Below are 17,912 nucleotides of genomic sequence, written 5' to 3'. Positions count from 1 at the left end.
GTGCAGCCTACGTCGGCGCGCCGGTCAGGCTCCCGGCCGGATCGTCAGGTCGTTGATCTCGGCGTCCCGCGGCAGGTCGACCGCCGCCAGGATCGCCGTCGCCACCGACTCGGGGGCGATCCAGCGCGAGGGGTCGTACGTCTTGCCCTCCTGCTGGTGCACCTTGGCCTGCATCGGCGTGGCGGTGCGGCCCGGGTAGACGGAGGTGACCCGCACCCCGTTCGCGTGCTCCTCGTGGCGCAGGGAGTCGGCGAGCGCCTTGAGGCCGTGCTTGCTGGCCGCGTAGGCGCCCCACTCGGCGTGCGCGTTGAGCCCGGCGCCGGAGTTGACGAAGACCACGTGCCCGCGGGAGAGCCGCAGTTGGGGCAGGACGAGGCGGGTCAGCTCGGCGGGGCCCACGAGGTTGGCGGCGAGCGTCCGGTTCCAGGTCTTCGGGGTCAGCTCGCCGACCTGCCCCAGGTCCACGACGCCCGCGATGTGCAGCAGGGAGTCCAGCCGGTCCGGCGGCGACTGGTGGCCCAGCGCCCAGGACAGCCGCTCCGGCTCCGCGAGGTCACCGACGAGGGTGCGCGCGCCCGGGAAGCGGTCGGCGAGCTCCTTGGCGCGTCCGGCGTTGCGGGCCAGCAGCCACAGTTCGTCGCCGCGGTCGAGGAGGCGCTGCGCCACGACGGCGCCGATGCCGGAGCCGGCGCCGGTGATCAGGTGAATCGACATGGGCTCCATGCTGTCATCCCCCGCGGGTCACACGATGCCGGCGTTCTCCTCCAGATAGGCGAGCGCCGAGACGCCGTCCTCGGCGAAGGACACCAGGTCGGCGAGGGGCAGCGGCAGGAAGCCCTCCTCGTCCATGCGCTGGAACTGCTCCTTGAGCCCGTCGTAGAAGCCCGCCGTGTTGAGCAGGACGACCGGCTTGGTGTGCAGCCCGTGCTTCTTCAGCTCCAGGATCTCGGTCGCCTCGTCCAGCGTGCCGGTGCCGCCCACCATGACCACCACGGCGTCCGCGCGGGCCAGCAGCTCCGCCTTGCGCTCGGCGAGGTCGGCCGCGATCACCATCTCGTCGGCTCCCTTGCGGGCCTTGGCCGCGAGGAACTCCACCGAGACCCCGACCAGGCGCCCGCCGTGCTCCTGCACCCCGTCCGCCATCACCTTCATCAGGCCCACGTCCGAGCCGCCCCACACCAGGGTGTGCCCGCCCTTGCCGATCAACTCGGCGAACTGGCGGGCGGGTTCGGTGTAGCGGGGCTCGAGGTCGGCGGCGGAGAGGAAGACGCAGATGTTCATGCGGGCCAGTCTCGCGCATGGCGCCGGGCGCCGGGCAGGGGGGCCGTCCGGCCCGTTCCGCACCCCGCGCCCGGTGCCGGGGCCGCTCAGGCGCTCGCGGCCGCCGGCCGGATGCGCTCCGTCGTGGCGATCGTCGCCGAGCCGACGACGCGCGTGCCGTCGTAGAGCACGACCGCCTGGCCCGGCGCGACGCCGCGGACGGCTCCGCCGGTGAAGCGGACGCGCAGTTCGCCGCCGGCCAGCTCGGCGGTGACGGGCACGTCGTCGCCGTGGGCGCGCAGCTGCGCGGTGTACGCGCGCTGCCCGGCACCGTCGGGCGCGGTGCCGCACCAGCGCGGGCGGATGGCGGTCAGGGCCGTGACGTCCAGGGCCTCGGCCGGGCCGACGGTCACCGTGTTGTTCACCGGCGAGATGTCGAGCACGTAGCGCGGCTTGCCGTCGGCGGCGGGCACGCCCAGGCGCAGCCCCTTGCGCTGGCCCACGGTGTAGCCGTAGGCGCCGGAGTGGGTGCCCAGGCGGTTGCCGTCCTCGTCGAGGATGTCACCGTCGGCGGTGCCCAGGCGCCGCGCGAGGAAGCCCTGGGTGTCGCCGTCGGCGATGAAGCAGATGTCGTGGCTGTCCGGCTTCTTCGCCACGGACAGGCCGCGGCGGGCCGCCTCCGCCCGGATCTCGTCCTTGGTGGTGAGGGTGTCGCCGAGCGGGAACATGGCGTGCGCAAGCTGCCGCTCGTCGAGGACGCCGAGGACGTACGACTGGTCCTTGGCCGCGTCGGAGGCGCGGTGCAGCTCGCGGGAGCCGTCGGGGTTGGCCACGACGGTGGCGTAGTGGCCGGTGCACACGGCGTCGAAGCCGAGGGCGATCGCCTTGTCGAGCAGCGCGGCGAACTTGATCTTCTCGTTGCAGCGCAGGCAGGGGTTGGGGGTGCGGCCCGCGGCGTACTCGGCGACGAAGTCGTCGACGACGTCCGCGCGGAAGCGGTCGGCGAGGTCCCAGATGTAGAAGGGGATGCCGATGACGTCCGCGGCGCGGCGGGCGTCGTGGCTGTCCTCGATCGTGCAGCAGCCGCGGGCTCCGGTCCGGAACGACTGCGGGTTCACGGAGAGGGCGAGGTGCACGCCCGTGACGTCGTGCCCCGCTTCGGCGGCGCGGGCGGCCGCCACGGCCGAGTCGACGCCACCGCTCATCGCGGCGAGCACGCGGAGGCGACGGCCGTCGCCAGGGCCTGTGGGTGCACCGGGGAAGTCAGTCATAGCGCCTCCTAGGGTACGGCGCCCCCGGGGCGCCTTGCGGGGCCGGTCGTGGTGGGTGCGGTTGCGTGGCTGGGTGCGGGTGCGTTGCGCCTGCGGCGGGCCGCCCCCACCCGTCCGCCCGAAAGGAGGCGCCGCCCACAGGGGCCACCCGCACCCGCCCCGGCGCCGCACGGGTGGGCGGGCGGGAAAGGCCCGCCGCGGGCGCTACATCAGGCCCGCGCTGCGGGCGCGGGCCACGGCGGGGGCGATCGCCTCGCCGAGGACCGCGACGTCCTCCGCGGTCGAGGTGTGCCCGAGGGAGAAGCGCAGGGAGCCCCGAGCGAGGTCGGGGTCGGCGCCCATGGCGAGGAGGACGTGGCTGGGCTGGGGGACGCCGGCGGTGCACGCGGACCCGGTGGAGCACTCGATGCCCTGGGCGTCGAGCAGCATCAGCAGGGAGTCCCCCTCGCACCCGGGGAAGGAGAAGTGTGCGCTGGCGGGGAGGCGGCCGCCGGGGGCGGGGTCGCCGTTGAGGATGGCCTCGGGGACGGCTTCGCGGACCCGGGCGACCAGGTCGTCGCGCAGGGCGCCGACCTCCCGGGCGAAGTCCTCGCGCCGCTGCGCGGCGAGCGTCCCGGCGACGGCGAACGCGGCGACCGCGGGGACGTCGAGCGTGCCGGAGCGTACGCCGCGCTCCTGGCCGCCGCCGTGGAGGACGGGGACCGGGCCGATCTCGCGCCGGAGCACCAGTGCCCCGACGCCGTACGGCCCGCCGACCTTGTGCCCGGTGACGGTCATCGCGTCGAGCCCGGAAGCCGCGAAGTCGACCTCGACCTGCCCGAGGGCCTGGACGGCGTCGGAGTGCAGCGGCACCTCGAACTCCCGGGCCACCGCGCTGAGTTCCGCAACCGGGAAGATCGTGCCGACCTCGTTGTTGGCCCACATCACCGTGGCGAGGGCCACATCGCCCGGGTCGCGGGCGATGGCCTCGCGCAGGGCCTCGGGGTGGACGCGACCGTAGGCGTCGACCGGGAGCCATTCGACCCGGGCGCCCTCGTGCGTGGCGAGCCACTCGACGGCGTCGAGGACGGCGTGGTGCTCGACGGGGCTGGCGAGGACCCGGGTCCGCCGGGGGTCGGCGTCGCGGCGGGCCCAGTACAGACCCTTGACCGCGAGGTTGTCGGCCTCGGTGCCGCCCGCGGTGAAGACGATCTCGCTGGGGCGGGCGCCGAGCGCGGCGGCCAGGGACTCCCGGGACTCCTCCACCGTGCGCCTGGCCCGGCGGCCGGCCGCGTGGAGGGAGGATGCGTTGCCCGTGACGGCGAGGTGCGCGGTCATCGCCTCGACGGCCTCCGGCAGCATCGGGGTCGTGGCGGCGTGGTCGAGGTAGGCCATGATGAGCGTGATTCTACGGGCGCCGCGGCCCCCTCCCGGACCGAGGCCCGTCCCGGGGCCCACGGCGCCGGGTGGTGCCCCGCTACAGGTGGAGTTCCTCCGCCGCGGTGGTGCGCCGGTGCCAGGCGCGGGGGGCGCGCCAGTGGTAGCGCATGGCCAGCAGCCTGAGGACGAAGGCGCTGATGACGGCGAGCACCCCGGTGCCGGGGGTCAGGGCCTCGAATTTGATGAGCACGACCACGACGGTGGCCCCCACGATGGCCGGCACCGCGTACAGGTCGCGGTCCCAGCGCAGCAGGGAGGGGACCTCGTTGCCGAGCAGGTCGCGCAGGACGCCGCCGCCGACGGCGGTGGCGAGCCCGAGGGTGGCGGAGGCGGTGAGGTTGAGGCCGTAGTCGTAGGCCTTGGTGGTGCCGGCGACGCAGAAGAGGCCGAGGCCGGCGGCGTCGAAGATGTTGATGGTGGTGTTGATCCGCTCGACCTGGGGGTGCAGGAAGAACACCACCGTGGTGGCGATCAGCGGGGTCAGGAAGTAGCCGAGGTCGGTGAAGGCGGCCGGCGGGACCGCCCCGATGATCAGGTCCCTGATCAGCCCTCCGCCCAGCGCGGTGACCTCGGCGAGGACCGCCATGCCGAAGACGTCGTAGTTCTTGCGTACGGCGAGCAGCGCGCCGGAGATCGCGAAGACGAAGATTCCGACGAGGTCGAGCACGTGCTGGACGGAGTGGCTGAACAGTTCGGTTTGCACCGGCCCCATTGTGCCGGGTGGGTGGCTAGGCCTTTTCGGCCGTCTTCCCGGCCGTGCCGCTGCCGGAGTCGCCGGTGTTCTCCGGGTGGTGGCAGGCCACCTGGTGCCCGGTGGCCAGGATGGCCAGCGGGGGCTCCGTGGTCTTGCAGACCTCGGTCGCCTTCCAGCAGCGGGTGTGGAAGCGGCAGCCGGGCGGCGGGGCGATCGGCGACGGGACGTCGCCGGTCAGCAGGATCCGCTCGCGCTTGGCGCGCCGCTTCGGGTCCGGCACCGGCACCGCGGAGAGCAGCGCGTTGGTGTACGGGTGCATCGGCTTGGTGTACAGGTCCTCGCGGTCGGCGACCTCGACGATCTTGCCGAGGTACATGACCGCGATGCGGTCCGACACGTGCCGGATGACCGACAGGTCGTGCGCGATGATCACGTAGGTCAGGCCGAGCTCGCTCTGCAGGTCGTCCAGGAGGTTGACCACCTGGGCCTGGATGGAGACGTCGAGCGCCGACACCGGCTCGTCCGCGACCACGAGCTTGGGCTTGAGCGCCAGCGCGCGGGCGATGCCGATGCGCTGCCGCTGGCCGCCGGAGAACTCGTGCGGGTAGCGGTTGTAGTGCTCGGGGTTGAGGCCGACCAGCTCCAGGAGGTTCTGCACCTCCTTCTTCACCCCGTTCTCCGTCTGCACCTTCTGCAGCCGGAACGGCGCGCCGACGATGGTGCCGACGGTGTGCCGCGGGTTGAGGGAGGAGTACGGGTCCTGGAAGATCATCTGCACGTCGCGGCGGAGCGGGCGCATACCCGCGGTGCCCAGGTGCGTGATGTCCCGGCCCTCGAACTCGATCTTCCCGCCGGTCGGTTCGAGAAGCCGGGTGATCAGCCGGCCCATCGTGGACTTGCCGCAGCCGGACTCGCCGACCACGCCGAGGGTCTCCCCGGGGTTGACGTGGAAGTCGATGCCGTCGACGGCCTTGACCGCGCCGACCTGGCGCCGCAGCAGACCCTTGGTGATCGGGAAGTGCTTGACCAGGCCGCTCACCTTGAGCAGCGCATCCGACCCGTCGGCGGTCGACTGCTGGGGGATCGTCATCTCCTGGCCTTTCACAGCTTCGGCGCAATCTCTTCGGTCCAGATGCGCTCCCGGTCCGCCGCGCCCAGGTGGCACGCGGCGTGGTGCCGGCTGCCGACCTCGCGCAGTTCCGGAACGACGGTGGTGCTGGCGCCGCCGGTGAGCTCCGCGTACGGGCAGCGCGGGTGGAAGGCGCAGCCGGACGGAATGTTGATGAGGCTCGGCGGCGAGCCCTTGACCGGGTTGAGCCGTTCGGTGCGCTCACGGTCCAGGCGCGGCATCGAGCCCAGCAGGCCCCAGGTGTAGGGGTGTTGCGGCTCGTAGAAGACCTTGTCGGCCGGTCCGCGCTCCACGCAGCGTCCGCCGTACATCACCAGGATGTCGTCCGCGAGCTCGGCGACGACGCCGAGGTCGTGGGTGATGATGATGACCGCGGAGCCGAACTCCTTCTGCAGGTCCCGGATGAGGTCCAGGATCTGCGCCTGCACGGTCACGTCGAGCGCGGTGGTCGGCTCGTCCGCGATGAGCAGGTCGGGGTTGTTGGACAGCGCCATGGCGATCATCGCGCGCTGCCGCATGCCGCCGGAGAACTGGTGCGGGTAGTCGTCGACGCGCTTGTCGGGCTGCGGGATGCCGACGCGGTCGAGCATCTCGACCGCGCGCTTGCGGGCCACGGCCTTGGACACGTCGTGGTGCACCCGGTACGCCTCGACGATCTGCGCGCCGACGGTGAAGTAGGGGTGCATCGCGGACAGCGGGTCCTGGAAGATCATCGCGGCGTCCTTGCCGCGCAACCGCCGGACCTCGTCCGGGTCGGCCGAGAGCAGCTCCTTGCCGTCGAGCCAGATCTCGCCGGACATCCGGGCCCTGCTGCGGCCGTACTGGCCGGCCCGGTGCAGACCCATGATCGCCAGGGACGTCACCGACTTGCCGGAGCCGGACTCGCCGACGATGCCGAGGGTCTTGCCCTTCTCCAGCTGGAAGGAGAGGCCGTCGACGGACTTCACCAGACCGTCGTCGGTCGGGAAGTGCACCTTGAGGTCGCGGACCTCCAGGAACGCCGTGGGCTGCCCCGCCTTCCCGGCCACCGGCTCGTTCGGCGCGGCGTCCGCCCCGGTGCCGGACTTCTGGATGGGGAGGTCGGTCATGACAGCCTCACGCGCGGGTCGACGACGGCGTACAGCAGGTCTACGAGGAGGTTGGCCACCACCACGGCGACGGCCGCGATCAGCGTGACGCCGAGGATCAGCGGGAAGTCCTTGTCCGAGATCGCCTTCACCGCCGCCTGGCCGATGCCGGGCAGGCTGAACGTCGTCTCGGTGAGGATCGCGCCGCCGACGAGGGCGCCGAGGTCCATGCCGAGGATGGTGAGCACCGGGGTCATCGTCGAGCGCATGGCGTGCTTGCCGATGACGACCGGCTCGCGCAGGCCCTTGGCACGCGCGGTGCGGATGTAGTCCTCGCCCATGATCTCGAGCATGGTGGCCCGGGTCATCCGGGCGTACATGGCGGCGTAGAGGAAGGCGAGCGTGACCCAGGGCAGGAGCATGCCGCCGAACCAGGCGGATGGTGAATCACCGAACGGCACGTACTGGCCGTCGATCCATCCGAGCCCGTAGACGACCACCGCGAGGGCGATCATGCCGGTGAAGTAGATGGGGAGCGAGACGCCGGCGAGCGCCACCGTCATCAGGGAGCGGTCCAGTACGGAGCCGCGCTTGAGGGCGGAGACGACACCGGTGCCGACGCCGACGATCACCCAGATGACGCAGGCGCCGGCGGCCAGCTGCAGGGTCACCGGGAGACGGTCCGTCAGGACCGGCCAGATCGCCTGCTCGTTGCGGAAGGAGTAGCCGAAGCAAGGGGCGGGGCAGTGCGTGACGTCCGCGCCGTTGGCGTAGTCACGCCCGGCGAACAGCCCCCACAGGAACTTGCCGAACTGCACGAGGATGGGATCGTCGAGGCCCATCTTCTTCCGAATGCCCTCGAGGGAGGCCGGATCCGCCTGCTTCCCGATGAAGTAGGTGGCGGGGTCGACTCCGACCCATTTGGGGATCAGGAAGAAGATCCCGAAGGTCACCAACGTGATGACCAGCAACATGACGACGACAGCGAACAGTCGCCGGATGATGTATGCAAGCACTGTGCTCGGCCCGGCGGCGGCCCGGGGGTTACCCGGGCCGCCGCACGCGGCCATCACCTGCCCTTCGTGCCTAGCGGGTGTGGCACTCGATCGATTCGAGGGTTGTTACTGCACGCCCAGCGAGGCGTAGTCGTAGCGGCCGTTGTACGCGTCGGCCGTGTAGACGTTGGTCAGGCGGGAGCTGCGCCAGATGATGTTCTTCTCGAAGGTGAAGGGCAGGTAGTACGCGCCCTCGGAGACCTTCTGGTTGATCTGCTTGTACAGGTCGGCCGCGGCGTTCGGGTCGGTCTGCTGCAGCGCCTGGTCGAACAGGCCGTCGATCGACTTGTCCTTGATCTCGGCGAAGTTGTTGTTGCCGCTCTCCAGGATGAACCGGCTGTCGACCAGCGGCTGGAGGAAGCCCTGGCCCGACGGGAAGTCGGCGCCCCAGCCCATGATGATGATGCCGTAGTTCTTGGACTTGACCGTCTTCGGGGCACCGATGATGCCGGAGGTCTGCGCACCGTCGAACTCGTCGAGCTCGGTGGTGATGCCGACCTTCTTCAGCGACTCCTGCAGCGACTCGGCCGTGGCGATCTCGATCGGCTTGTTGTTGCGGACCGCGATCGTGGTCTTGAAGCCGTTGGGCTGGCCGCAGGCCTTGAGCTCCTTCTTGGCCTCTTCGACGTTGCCCGAGGTGTCCTTCAGGACGTTGTACGGGTCGTAGTTGGCGTCGGCGCCCTTGATGCCCAGCGGGAGCATGTTGGGGGCGATGGCGCCGCCGGCCTGCGGGCCGCCACGGGCGGTCTGCAGCGACTTGTGGTCGGCCGCGAGGATGACCGCCTTGCGGCAGTGGATGTTGTCCATCGGCTTGACCGTGGTCGGGAAGACCGCGTAACGGATGAAGCCGGTGTCCGGGTTGTCGGCGTTGCCCTTGTTCTTGCCGAGCACCTCGGCGCGCGCGGCCTGGCCGACGCCGGTGGCGTTGAGGTCCAGGTCGTAGTCGCCGTTGATCAGGCGCTTGTCCATGTCGTCGGCGTTGGTGGTCAGGGTGACCGTGATCTTGTCCGGCAGCGCCTTGCGGAGGTCGTCGGTGGACGCGCTCCAGTTGGTGTTGCGGACCAGCACCATCGACTTGTTCGGCGTGTACGACTCGAACTTGTACGGGCCGCTGGAGAACGGCTTGAGGCCGTACTTCGCGCCGGTGTCCTTGGCCGCGGGGACCGGGGAGCCGGACGGCATCGCGAGCATCTGCTCGAAGTCGCTGTTCGGCGTCGCCAGGTGGAAGGTGATGGTCTTGTCGTCCGGCGTGTCAATGGCCTTCAGACCGAGCTTGTCGGGCGAGGTGTCCTTGTACGGGCCCTTGTACTCACCCTTGGGGTCGAGCACCTGCTGCAGGTAGATCGGGCCGCCGGAGATGACGTCCTGCGCCCAGATGCGCTCGATGCCGTACTTGATGTCCTTGGAGGTCAGCGGGGAGCCGTCCTCCCACTTCAGGCCGTCCTTCAGGGTGTACGTGTAGGTCTTGCCGCCGTCGCTGACCTTCGCGAGGCCGCTGGCGAGGTCCGGCTTCAGCGTGGTGCTGCCGAGACCCGGCTCCGGGGTGAAGGACACCAGCTGACGGGTGTAGTACCGGGCGAAGTCCCACATGAAGCCGTAGTAGCCACGCTGCGGGTCCCAGGAGTCGGCGTCCTGCGTCCCGATGAACTTGAGCGTGCCGCCCTTCTTGTCGGACGCGTTCGCCACCTTGTTGACAGCGGCGTTGAATCCGGGGGCCTTGGCGTTGCCGTCGGACTTGCCGCCACCGCCGCCTCCGCCGCCGCAAGCGGCGGTGGACAGCAGTGCGGCGACCACGACGGCCGTCCCTGCGGCCAGCCTGCGCCTCGATGAGCGTGGGGATGTCACTTTTTCGTAACCTCCGTGATTCGCGGTCCGCGACTTTCGGCGGACCTGCGGTCCTTCTCGGTGAGAAGCCACCTGACGGGAATGGCAGGGGCGGTGTGCGAGGGCTAGCGGGAGCCCTTCGGGTCCAGCGCATCCCGTACGCCGTCACCGAAGAGGTTGAAGGCGAGCACGGTGATGAAGATCGCCAGGCCCGGGATCAGCATGAAGATCGGGTCCGTCTCGTAGAAGGACAGCGCCTTGAACAGCATCTGTCCCCACGACGAGGTGGGCGGCTTCACGCCGACCCCGAGGAAGCTCAGGGCGGCCTCGGTGAGGATGTTCGTCGGGATCATCAGCGTCGCGTAGACGGTGATCGGGGCGACGAGGTTGGGCAGCAGTTCCCGGAAGAGGATGTAGCCGCGGCCGGCACCGAGGCTGCGGGCCGCGTCGACGTACTCGCGTTCCCTCAGGCTCAGGGTCTGGCCGCGGACGATGCGCCCGACGTACGGCCAGCCGAAGAACCCGATGACGACGACCAGGACGCCCATGCGCACGCCGGTGCCGCTGAAGCCCAGCAGCGAGTTCGGCATGACCGAGACCAGGGACATGATGAAGAGCAACTGGGGGAAGGCCAGGAGGACGTCCATCACGCGGCCGATGGCGGCGTCGACCCAGCCGCCGAAGTAACCGGCCATGATGCCGAAGAAGGTGCCGAGGACCACCGCGACGACCGCCGACAGGAAGGCCACCAGCAGGGAGATCCGCGTCCCGTAGACGATGCGGCTGAAGACGTCGCGGCCGTTGACCGGCTCCACACCGAAGAGGTAATCCCCGCTGATGCCGCCCCACTTGCCGGTGGGGGTGCCGAAGAGCGGGTCGATCTTGTTCTCGTGGAAGTCGTTCGGCGGATGACCGAGGGCGCTGACGATGAGGGGGGCGAAGATCGCGACCAGGATGAGGAAGACGACGATCACGCCGCCTGCCAGCGCCACTTTGTCGCGCTTGAGGCGCATCCAGGCGATACGCCCGGGCGAACGCCCCTCGATGGCCTTCGCGGGTATGTCGGCGGCGACGTCGGCGACGGCCGTCTCGGCGGTGTCGTGCAGCGGTGCTGTCATGTCTCCTCGTGCATCCCCCTGCCGGCGGTGGCCGGCTTCGCCTGGCCGTCCGCCCGGGTCGACGGAGCGGACCGACCATGTCGGGCGCAGCTCTTGATGGTGGTGCGGTGGCGCTGGGCTGTGTGTTTGGCTTGTGATGAATCGTTAAGGCGACGTGTGAGCCGCCTTGGTGCGCGAGTCTTCATGGGGCGTGGATCACGCGCCAGACCCCACAGGGAAGCGATGCGCAACCGTGATGTGGTGAGCCTTCGTCCGTTATTACCGCAGTGTTACGCGCGTTGACAGATCGCCGCGATGCAAGAGGAGTCGCTACCTTCGATGCCATGAATGATCGGCTTCGCTCGGTGTGCGACCTGATGGTCCCCGTGGTCAGGGAGATGGCGGGACTCCACGAGTACGACGGCCAGGTGCAGGACCTGTCACCCGACGGCGTCCGCCGCGGACTGTCCTCGCTCGCCCACGCCCGGCTGCGCGAACCGGCCCTTCCCGACCCCCACGACGAGCGGCACCTGTCGGTCTTCGAGGACACCCTCAAGGTCCAGTACGGCGAGCTGGAACTGCACCGGCGTGACCCATATCCGCATTTGTCCAACCTTGAACTCACCGCGTACGACCGCGAGTACGCGCCCCGCGAGGAGCTGGCCCAGGCCCGCAGCCGCCACCTCCAGCAATGGCCGGACGCCGTCGACGCGGCCATCGCATCGCTCGACCGGGTGAGCGCGCCGGTCGCGGGTGCACTCCTCGGGGCGGTGCGTGGCCTGGCCGCCGACCTCGATCCGGACCGGGAGCCGGAGGCCGGCCCCGCGCTCGCCGCGCACGCCCGGCTGGTGGACCACATCGCCCGTGCCGCGGAGACCGGCGACCCCGACCCGCGGCTCGGCGGGGAGGCGCTGGCGCTCCTGATGGGCAGTCAGGAGGGCCTGCGGGTCGACCTCTCGGCCCTCGCCGACGAGGCCGAACGCGAGCGGGACCGGCTCACCGGGCTCCTCACGGAGTCCTGCGGACGGCTGGACCCCAAGGCCACCGTGGACGAGCTCATCCCCCGGCTGCTCGCCGACCATCCGGACGCGGACGGGGTCATCCCCGAGGCCGCCCGGCTCACGGACGAGGTCATCGAGTTCACCCGGCAGCGGGGGCTCGTGCCCTGGCTCGACGGCGACTGCCTCGTCGGGCCGGCGCCGCCGTCGCGCCGCTGGTCCATGGCGATGATGACCTGGGCCGCCCCGGAGGAGGCCGATTCCGCCTCCTGGTACCACGTCACCCCGCCGGAGCCGGACTGGCCGGAGGAGGAACGCGAGGAGTGGCTCTCGGTCTTCAGCCGTACGAGCCTGCCGGCGATCACCGTCCACGAGGTGGCGCCCGGCCATTTCGCCCACGGCAGGGCATTGCGGCACGCACCCACGCAGGTGCGGCGGGTCCTGCACTCGCTGTCCTTCTGCGAGGGCTGGGCGCACTACGTCGAGGAGGTCTGCCTCGAGGAGGGCTTCCGGGCCCGCGACCCCCGCTTCGCGATCGGCGTCGCCCTGGAGGCGCTCGTACGCGTCACCCGGCTCGCGTGCGCGATCGGCCTGCACACGGGGGCGATGACGCTGGAGGACGCCACGCAGCGCTTCATGCGGGACGCCCACCTCGCCCGGGCCGGCGCGGCCTCCGAGGCACGGCGCGGCACCTTCGACGCGGCGTACGGCCGTTACACCTGGGGCAAGTTGGAGATCATGCGGCTGCGCGAGCGGGCCCGGCGCGCCTGGGGGCCCGAGTTCTCGCTGCAGCGGTTCCACGGTGCGCTGCTGGAGCTGGGGAGCCCGCCGCTGGGGCTCATCGACGCGGCCCTGTGAGGGACGGCCTGCGGCGCGCCGTGCGGGGCGGGTCGCGGTGGGTGCGGGCAGCGCAGCCACGCCCGCGGACGAACGGGCCTCCCCCGAGGAGCCGACCGTAAGCCGCCGACGCACCGCCACCACCCACAGGGCCACCCGCACCCGCCGACGGTGCCGCACGGGTGGGCGGGTGGGCGGGTGGGAAAAGCCCGCCGCAGGCGCAACGGCGCGCGAGCCGCCGGCGAACAGGCACACGACCCCCGGAAACCGCCGGAGGCGTCAGTAGGGCTGGGGGGCCCAGCCGTACGTCGTACCGGGGACACCCGGCGCACCCGGTGCTCCGTGGGCGTCTCGGGAGTAGAAGGGCTGCGCGGAGGCCCGCATCCACATGCCCACCGGGTCGTACTCGTCCGTGAGCGCGACCGTGGCGACCGGCAGCCCCTGCGGCACGGCCCCGAGGGCGGACTGCATCATCAGGCGCACCGTTTCCGCGGCCTGGGGCCCGGCGTCGTAGAGGTCGACGCCGATCGCGAGGTACGGCTCGCCCAGCGCGGGCTGGACCCATGCGCGCCGCAGCGAGCGGACGGCCGGGGTGCGGTGGGCCTGCTGCGACAACAGGGCGTAGTACTGGGGGATCTGGAGCGCGGGTTCGCCGATCCGCAGCGGTCCGGCCGGGGAGCGGTCGAGCCCGAGGCAGACGCGCCGCAGGTCGAGCCAGGGGATGCCGACGCCGCCGCCGGGGGCGTGCGGGTTGAGCCACAGGCCCCAGCGGTCGGGGAAGAGCGAGGCCGCGATCTCGCGACCGGAGACCACCTCGTGGGCCCGGTTCCAGCCGCAGGCGGAGAACTCCTGCGGTGAGGTCACGCAGGGCGCGTAGCCGTGGCCGGCGACCTCCATGTTGCCGTACTGCGCGTCCGACCCGCCGGGGGTGCCCTGCCAGAGCAGCATCCACACCTGGCTGTCGGCGAGGGTCCGCAGCACTTCCTCGTAGGCGTCGTACCTACCGGGCGTCACCTGCCGGAGCGCATGCTCCAACCCCCCGCCCCCTCCCACGCCGGCGCTCACGTGTCCCGCCCTTCCGCGTCTGCCTCGTCCGCGTCGTCTGCTTCGCCGAATGCCTCGGGTGTCGTATCGGACCCAGGTTATGCGCCCGTGCCGACATAGAAGGGTCGCACGCGCTCCAGCATCCAGTCGCCGATGGGGTCCTGTGCGACGTCCAGCAGCACGAGGTTGACCTGCCAGGGCAGCGGTACGGCGCCGAGCGCGCGCCCGAGGGCGGCCATGGCGGCGGCCCGGTCCTCCTCCTGCCAGCGGTCGAGCTCGACGCCGACGAAGAGCGTGGCGGGGTCGCCCTCGACGCTGGCCAGCGCGCGGCGGGCGGAGAGCACGACGGGGAGCACGGCGAACTCGCCCGCGGCGGCGGCCAGGAAGTCGACCGGCTCCTCGTCCGGCGAGGGTTCCCACAGCCGGACCCGGGCCCCGGTCGGGGTGCCGGGCTCGCGGTCGGTGCGGCACAGCTCCATCACGGCGGCGGGCGGCAGCGGGATGCCCACCGCGCCACCGGGGTTCACGGCGATCCCGAGCTGCGGGGGCAGCCCGCGGGCGAACTCACGGGCGGGGGCGACGGCGAAGCTCATGCCGGAACCGGCGGCGAGGAACTGCTGTTCGGAGCTGAAGACCGGGACGTAGACGCCGCCTTCGAGTTCGAGGGTCGGCAGGTCGAGGTCGGTGCTGTCGGGGCCGCCGCCGTTCGGCAGCGGGATCCACACCTGCGAGCGCCCGAGCACCTCCAGGACGCGGGCCGTGGCACCCGGGTCGCCGAGTGCCGCGGAGAGCACTTCCTCGAGTTCGTTGGCGGGCCAGCCGCCGCCACCGTGGCCCGCCGGGGCGAAGCCGTCCGGTATCCGCTGCCCCGGGATGTTCACTGCGTCTCGCCTCGCAATTTCCTGTGGTGGTGCGCTCCGTGGAAACCCTATCCGGCGGCGGGCGTGCGCGACCCCCGCATCCCGCGGTCGTCACACCATGCGATCGTCCGGTTGCGAAGCGTCACTACGGCTCCGAAGGTAGGACGAGCAAGGAGAAAACCCTCAACCGGGAGATATCTCGACATGCGCATCACCAGGATCAACTCCACCCTCATAGCGGCGGCTGTCTGCGCCTCGCTGACGATGGGCCTCACCGGCGGTGTCGCGAGTGCCCACGCCCCCACCCGGAGCACGGCCGTCGAGGTCGAGCACCTCGCCGCCCGCGCGGCGGAGACGGGCAACGCCGAACTCATCGCCAAGCTGGGTGACACGCTGTCCATCGGCGCCAAGCTCACCCAGGAAGCCCAGGTCGAAGCCCCTGACTCGGCGAAACTGGAGGAACTCCGCAGGGGTCTGGAAGAGGCGAGCCAGCAGCTGGCCTCGGTTCTCGACCAGGCTGGTGCGGTATCTCCCGGTGTCACCGACCCGTCGGCCTACGATCCGGGCGCGCCACAACCGGGCATGGAGCCGGTCGATCCCGGCCAGCCGGGTGACCTGAGCGCCGTCGACCAGATCGGCGGGCCGGGTGACCAGGGCGCCGCGGACGCCGTCACCGACGTCAAGAACGCGCTCACCAAGCTGGTCCAGGACGTCACGGACCTGCTGGCCAAGGTGCTGGCCAAGGACCTCGCGGGTGTGACGGCCGGTGTCGCCACCGTCGTCGCCGACCTGCAGGCCCTGCTGCTGGCGGTGCCGAAGCTGCTCACCGGCGCACTGCCGCTGCCGATCCCGCTGCCGCTCCCCCTGAACGACCAGGGGCAGCAGCTCTCGCCCGACGGGCAGCTCGCGCCCGACGCGCAGCTCTCGCCGGACGGGCAGCTCGCGCCCGACGCGCAGCTCTCGCCGGACGGGCAGCTCGCGCCCGACGCGCAGTTCGCGCCGGAGGGCGCGGCGGAACCGCAGGTTCCGTAGCGGTACCGCCCCTCACGCGTCGCGGCCCGGCCGCTCAGCCGTCGAAGTCGATGGCCTCGAGCTCCCGGGCCGCTTCGCGGTCCAGCAGGACCACCGAGGCGCACGCCGCGGGCAGTCGGCCGGCCTCGGCCTCCGCCAGCAGGCGGCGGGAGGCGTTGCGGTGCCGGACCATGGCGTACGTCGACACCCCCCGGCCGCGTTCGCGCTGGCCGTCCAGCGCGGTCCGCAAGGGGACGTCCAGCAGCACCAGGTGCATGCCCCGTCCGCGGCGCCGGGCCTGACGGGCGACCCAGGCGCGCACCCAGCGCAGGGTGCCGCAGTCGTGCAGGACGACGCTGTCGCCCGAGCGCAGCGCCCGCCACAACCCCGCGTAGTGGGCGATCCGCACCAGGGGGCGGTAGAGGGTGTACGGCAGCAGCCGCGGCAGCCGGGCCTGCCAGCGTTCCCGTACGTCCTGAGAGTCGATCAGGCGGGCACCGCCCGTCGCGCGCCGCATGAGGGTGCTCTTCCCGCCGCCCGGGAGGCCGGAGACGACCAACACGTCGCCCGCCGGGTAGCGCAGGGTGCGCACGGGCCGGCGCCCCCGCCGCAGGTCGAGGAGCCGGCGCGGCCGCACGGCCCGGCCCCCGCGGCGCGCTTCCCCGGCCCGCGCCGGTACCGGCCGGGACACGGCCGGGCCTCCGGCCGTCGCATACGCACTCTGCCACCGCACAGCTCGCCTCCGGGTCCGACGTTCAAGAAATGGTAAATCCTGTGTCTTTGCCTACCCAGAGAAACGGCGGGGTTACTACCGGATCGGAACCGGACCGGGACATCCGGGACGCGATCGCGACAACGGCGGGAGCCCGTGCAATGATGGCGGCCTCAATCTCATACCGGCCGTTCGAGGCCGCGCGGGAGAGTCTCCGCACCGCCACGGCGGGGTGGGGCGCCGAAGGAGCAAGTCCTCCCTTGAATCTCTCAGGCACAGATACCGCGCGTCCGAGGCACATCTGAAAAGCGGACGAGTCCGCCCCGGCCGACGGGGCGCCGTCCCACCCAAGGTGCAAACCGGGACTCCTCCGCTCGGAGGGTCCAGGTGAACCTCTCAGGTTCCGATGACAGATGGGGAGGGCCTGCCCGTCATGGCCCTATCCGTCGTTTCCTTGCCTTGGGAGCCCGCCCGATGAGTGAACCCCGCCGTACCGCACTGGACGCGCTGCACCGCGCCCTCGGCGCCACCATGACCGACTTCGCGGGCTGGGACATGCCGCTGCGGTACGCCAGCGAGCGCGACGAGCACACCGCCGTGCGGACCCGGGCCGGTCTCTTCGACCTGTCGCACATGGGCGAGATCACGGTCACCGGTCCGGCCGCGGGCGAGGCCCTGGACCACGCGCTGGTCGGCCACATCTCGGCGCTGGCCGTGGGCCGTGCCCGCTACACGATGATCTGTGCACCGGACGGCGGCATCCTCGACGACCTGATCGTCTACCGCCTCGGCGACCAGGAGTACATGGTCGTCGCCAACGCCTCCAACGCCCAGGTCGTCCTGGACGCGGTGACCGAGCGCGCGGCGGGCTTCGACGCCGCCGTCCGCGACGACCGGGACGCGTACGCGCTGATCGCCGTCCAGGGCCCGGAGTCCCCCGGGATCCTCAAGTCGGTCACCGACGCCGACCTGGACGGGCTGAAGTATTACGCGGGCCTGCCCGGCACCGTCGCCGGCGTCCCCGCGCTGATCGCCCGCACGGGCTACACCGGCGAGGACGGTTTCGAGCTGTTCGTCGCCCCGGCCGACGCGGAGAAGCTCTGGCAGGCGCTGACCGAGGCTGGCGCGGACGCCGGCCTGGTGCCGTGCGGCCTGTCCTGCCGCGACACGCTGCGCCTGGAGGCGGGCATGCCGCTGTACGGGCACGAGCTGACCACCGCGCTCACCCCCTTCGACGCCGGGCTCGGCCGGGTCGTGAAGTTCGACAAGCCGGGTGACTTCGTGGGCCGGCAGGCCCTGACCGCGGCCGCCGCGAAGGCCGAGGCCGCGCCGCCGCGCAAGCTGGTCGGCCTGGTCGCCGCGGGCCGCCGGGTCCCCCGCGCGGGCTACCCGGTGGTGGCGGGCGGCGAGGTGGTCGGCGAGGTCACCTCCGGCGCCCCGTCCCCGACCCTGGGGAAGCCGATCGCCATGGCCTACGTGGACGCCGCGCACGCCACCCCGGGCGCCTCCGGCGTGGGCGTGGACATCCGCGGTACGCATGAGCCGTACGAGGTGGTCGCCCTGCCGTTCTACAAGCGGCAGCGCTGAGGCACCGGTCACATCCGGCTCAGCCGTCCCACCTGTCAAGACAGCCG

16 protein-coding genes and 2 riboswitches are annotated in these 17,912 nt (G+C 71.7%); of the genes, 3 read left to right on the top strand and 13 right to left on the bottom strand.

Annotated features, from left to right (window positions below):
- Window positions 1–24: 24 nt before the first annotated feature.
- From AC1VWI_RS30130 to AC1VWI_RS30085, 10 genes are all read right to left on the bottom strand, one after another.
- The gene (locus AC1VWI_RS30130) at window positions 25–714 is read right to left on the bottom strand and encodes an SDR family oxidoreductase (RefSeq protein WP_499514140.1); all 690 of its coding nucleotides are present in this window, start codon (window positions 712–714) and stop codon (window positions 25–27) included.
- 27 nt (window positions 715–741) lie between these two features.
- A complete protein-coding gene (locus AC1VWI_RS30125) occupies window positions 742–1,281 on the bottom strand; it encodes an LOG family protein (protein ID WP_499514139.1) in 540 nt (179 codons plus the stop codon).
- Window positions 1,282–1,367: 86 nt separating this feature from the next.
- Window positions 1,368–2,531 (bottom strand): tRNA 2-thiouridine(34) synthase MnmA, encoded by a 1,164-nt coding sequence (gene mnmA / locus AC1VWI_RS30120; protein ID WP_499514138.1) that lies wholly within the window; start codon window positions 2,529–2,531, stop codon window positions 1,368–1,370.
- A gap of 204 nt (window positions 2,532–2,735) precedes the next feature.
- Window positions 2,736–3,905: a cysteine desulfurase family protein gene (locus AC1VWI_RS30115; protein WP_499514137.1), complete on the bottom strand. Its 1,170-nt coding sequence runs from the start codon at window positions 3,903–3,905 to the stop codon at window positions 2,736–2,738.
- An 82-nt stretch (window positions 3,906–3,987) separates the two neighbouring features.
- A complete protein-coding gene (locus AC1VWI_RS30110) occupies window positions 3,988–4,653 on the bottom strand; it encodes a trimeric intracellular cation channel family protein (protein WP_499514136.1) in 666 nt (221 codons plus the stop codon).
- Between the two features lie 25 nt (window positions 4,654–4,678).
- Window positions 4,679–5,734, bottom strand: a complete 1,056-nt coding sequence (locus AC1VWI_RS30105) for an ABC transporter ATP-binding protein (protein ID WP_499514135.1) — start codon at window positions 5,732–5,734, stop codon at window positions 4,679–4,681.
- Window positions 5,735–5,745: 11 nt separating this feature from the next.
- Window positions 5,746–6,861 (bottom strand): ABC transporter ATP-binding protein, encoded by a 1,116-nt coding sequence (locus AC1VWI_RS30100; RefSeq protein ID WP_499514134.1) that lies wholly within the window; start codon window positions 6,859–6,861, stop codon window positions 5,746–5,748.
- The gene (locus AC1VWI_RS30095) at window positions 6,858–7,856 is read right to left on the bottom strand and encodes an ABC transporter permease (RefSeq protein ID WP_499514133.1); all 999 of its coding nucleotides are present in this window, start codon (window positions 7,854–7,856) and stop codon (window positions 6,858–6,860) included. Before AC1VWI_RS30095 ends, AC1VWI_RS30100 begins: the two co-directional genes overlap by 4 nt.
- A gap of 105 nt (window positions 7,857–7,961) precedes the next feature.
- Entirely contained in the window at window positions 7,962–9,740 is a 1,779-nt protein-coding gene (locus tag AC1VWI_RS30090; protein ID WP_499514132.1) for an ABC transporter substrate-binding protein, read from the bottom strand.
- A 104-nt stretch (window positions 9,741–9,844) separates the two neighbouring features.
- Entirely contained in the window at window positions 9,845–10,837 is a 993-nt protein-coding gene (locus AC1VWI_RS30085) for an ABC transporter permease (RefSeq protein ID WP_499514131.1), read from the bottom strand.
- 323 nt (window positions 10,838–11,160) lie between these two features.
- Between AC1VWI_RS30085 and AC1VWI_RS30080 the strand changes: the two genes are divergently transcribed.
- Window positions 11,161–12,672, top strand: coding sequence for a DUF885 family protein (locus AC1VWI_RS30080; protein WP_499514130.1), 1,512 nt, complete (start codon window positions 11,161–11,163; stop codon window positions 12,670–12,672).
- A gap of 258 nt (window positions 12,673–12,930) precedes the next feature.
- Here AC1VWI_RS30080 and AC1VWI_RS30075 read toward each other — a convergent pair whose 3' ends face one another.
- On the bottom strand, window positions 12,931–13,716 hold the full coding sequence (locus AC1VWI_RS30075) for an enhanced serine sensitivity protein SseB C-terminal domain-containing protein (RefSeq protein WP_499514129.1): 786 nt from the start codon (window positions 13,714–13,716) through the stop codon (window positions 12,931–12,933).
- A 77-nt stretch (window positions 13,717–13,793) separates the two neighbouring features.
- Entirely contained in the window at window positions 13,794–14,576 is a 783-nt protein-coding gene (locus AC1VWI_RS30070; protein ID WP_499514128.1) for an enhanced serine sensitivity protein SseB, read from the bottom strand.
- 183 nt (window positions 14,577–14,759) lie between these two features.
- Here AC1VWI_RS30070 and AC1VWI_RS30065 point away from each other — a divergent pair, with 183 nt between their 5' ends.
- Window positions 14,760–15,587, top strand: coding sequence for a hypothetical protein (locus tag AC1VWI_RS30065; RefSeq protein ID WP_499514127.1), 828 nt, complete (start codon window positions 14,760–14,762; stop codon window positions 15,585–15,587).
- Window positions 15,588–15,621: 34 nt separating this feature from the next.
- Here AC1VWI_RS30065 and AC1VWI_RS30060 read toward each other — a convergent pair whose 3' ends face one another.
- Window positions 15,622–16,299 (bottom strand): AAA family ATPase, encoded by a 678-nt coding sequence (locus AC1VWI_RS30060; protein ID WP_499514126.1) that lies wholly within the window; start codon window positions 16,297–16,299, stop codon window positions 15,622–15,624.
- Between the two features lie 172 nt (window positions 16,300–16,471).
- A riboswitch (glycine riboswitch) is annotated at window positions 16,472–16,573 on the top strand.
- A gap of 1 nt (window position 16,574) precedes the next feature.
- Window positions 16,575–16,701, top strand: a riboswitch (glycine riboswitch).
- 51 nt (window positions 16,702–16,752) lie between these two features.
- On the opposite strand from AC1VWI_RS30060, the gene gcvT reads away from it, so the two are divergent.
- The gene (gene gcvT, locus AC1VWI_RS30055; RefSeq protein ID WP_499514125.1) at window positions 16,753–17,865 is read left to right on the top strand and encodes a glycine cleavage system aminomethyltransferase GcvT; all 1,113 of its coding nucleotides are present in this window, start codon (window positions 16,753–16,755) and stop codon (window positions 17,863–17,865) included.
- The last annotated feature ends 47 nt before the right edge of the window (window positions 17,866–17,912 follow it).

Source organism: Streptomyces sp. TOM-9 (genome assembly GCF_056858595.1).
This window is presented reverse-complemented; position numbering and strand designations above follow the sequence as displayed.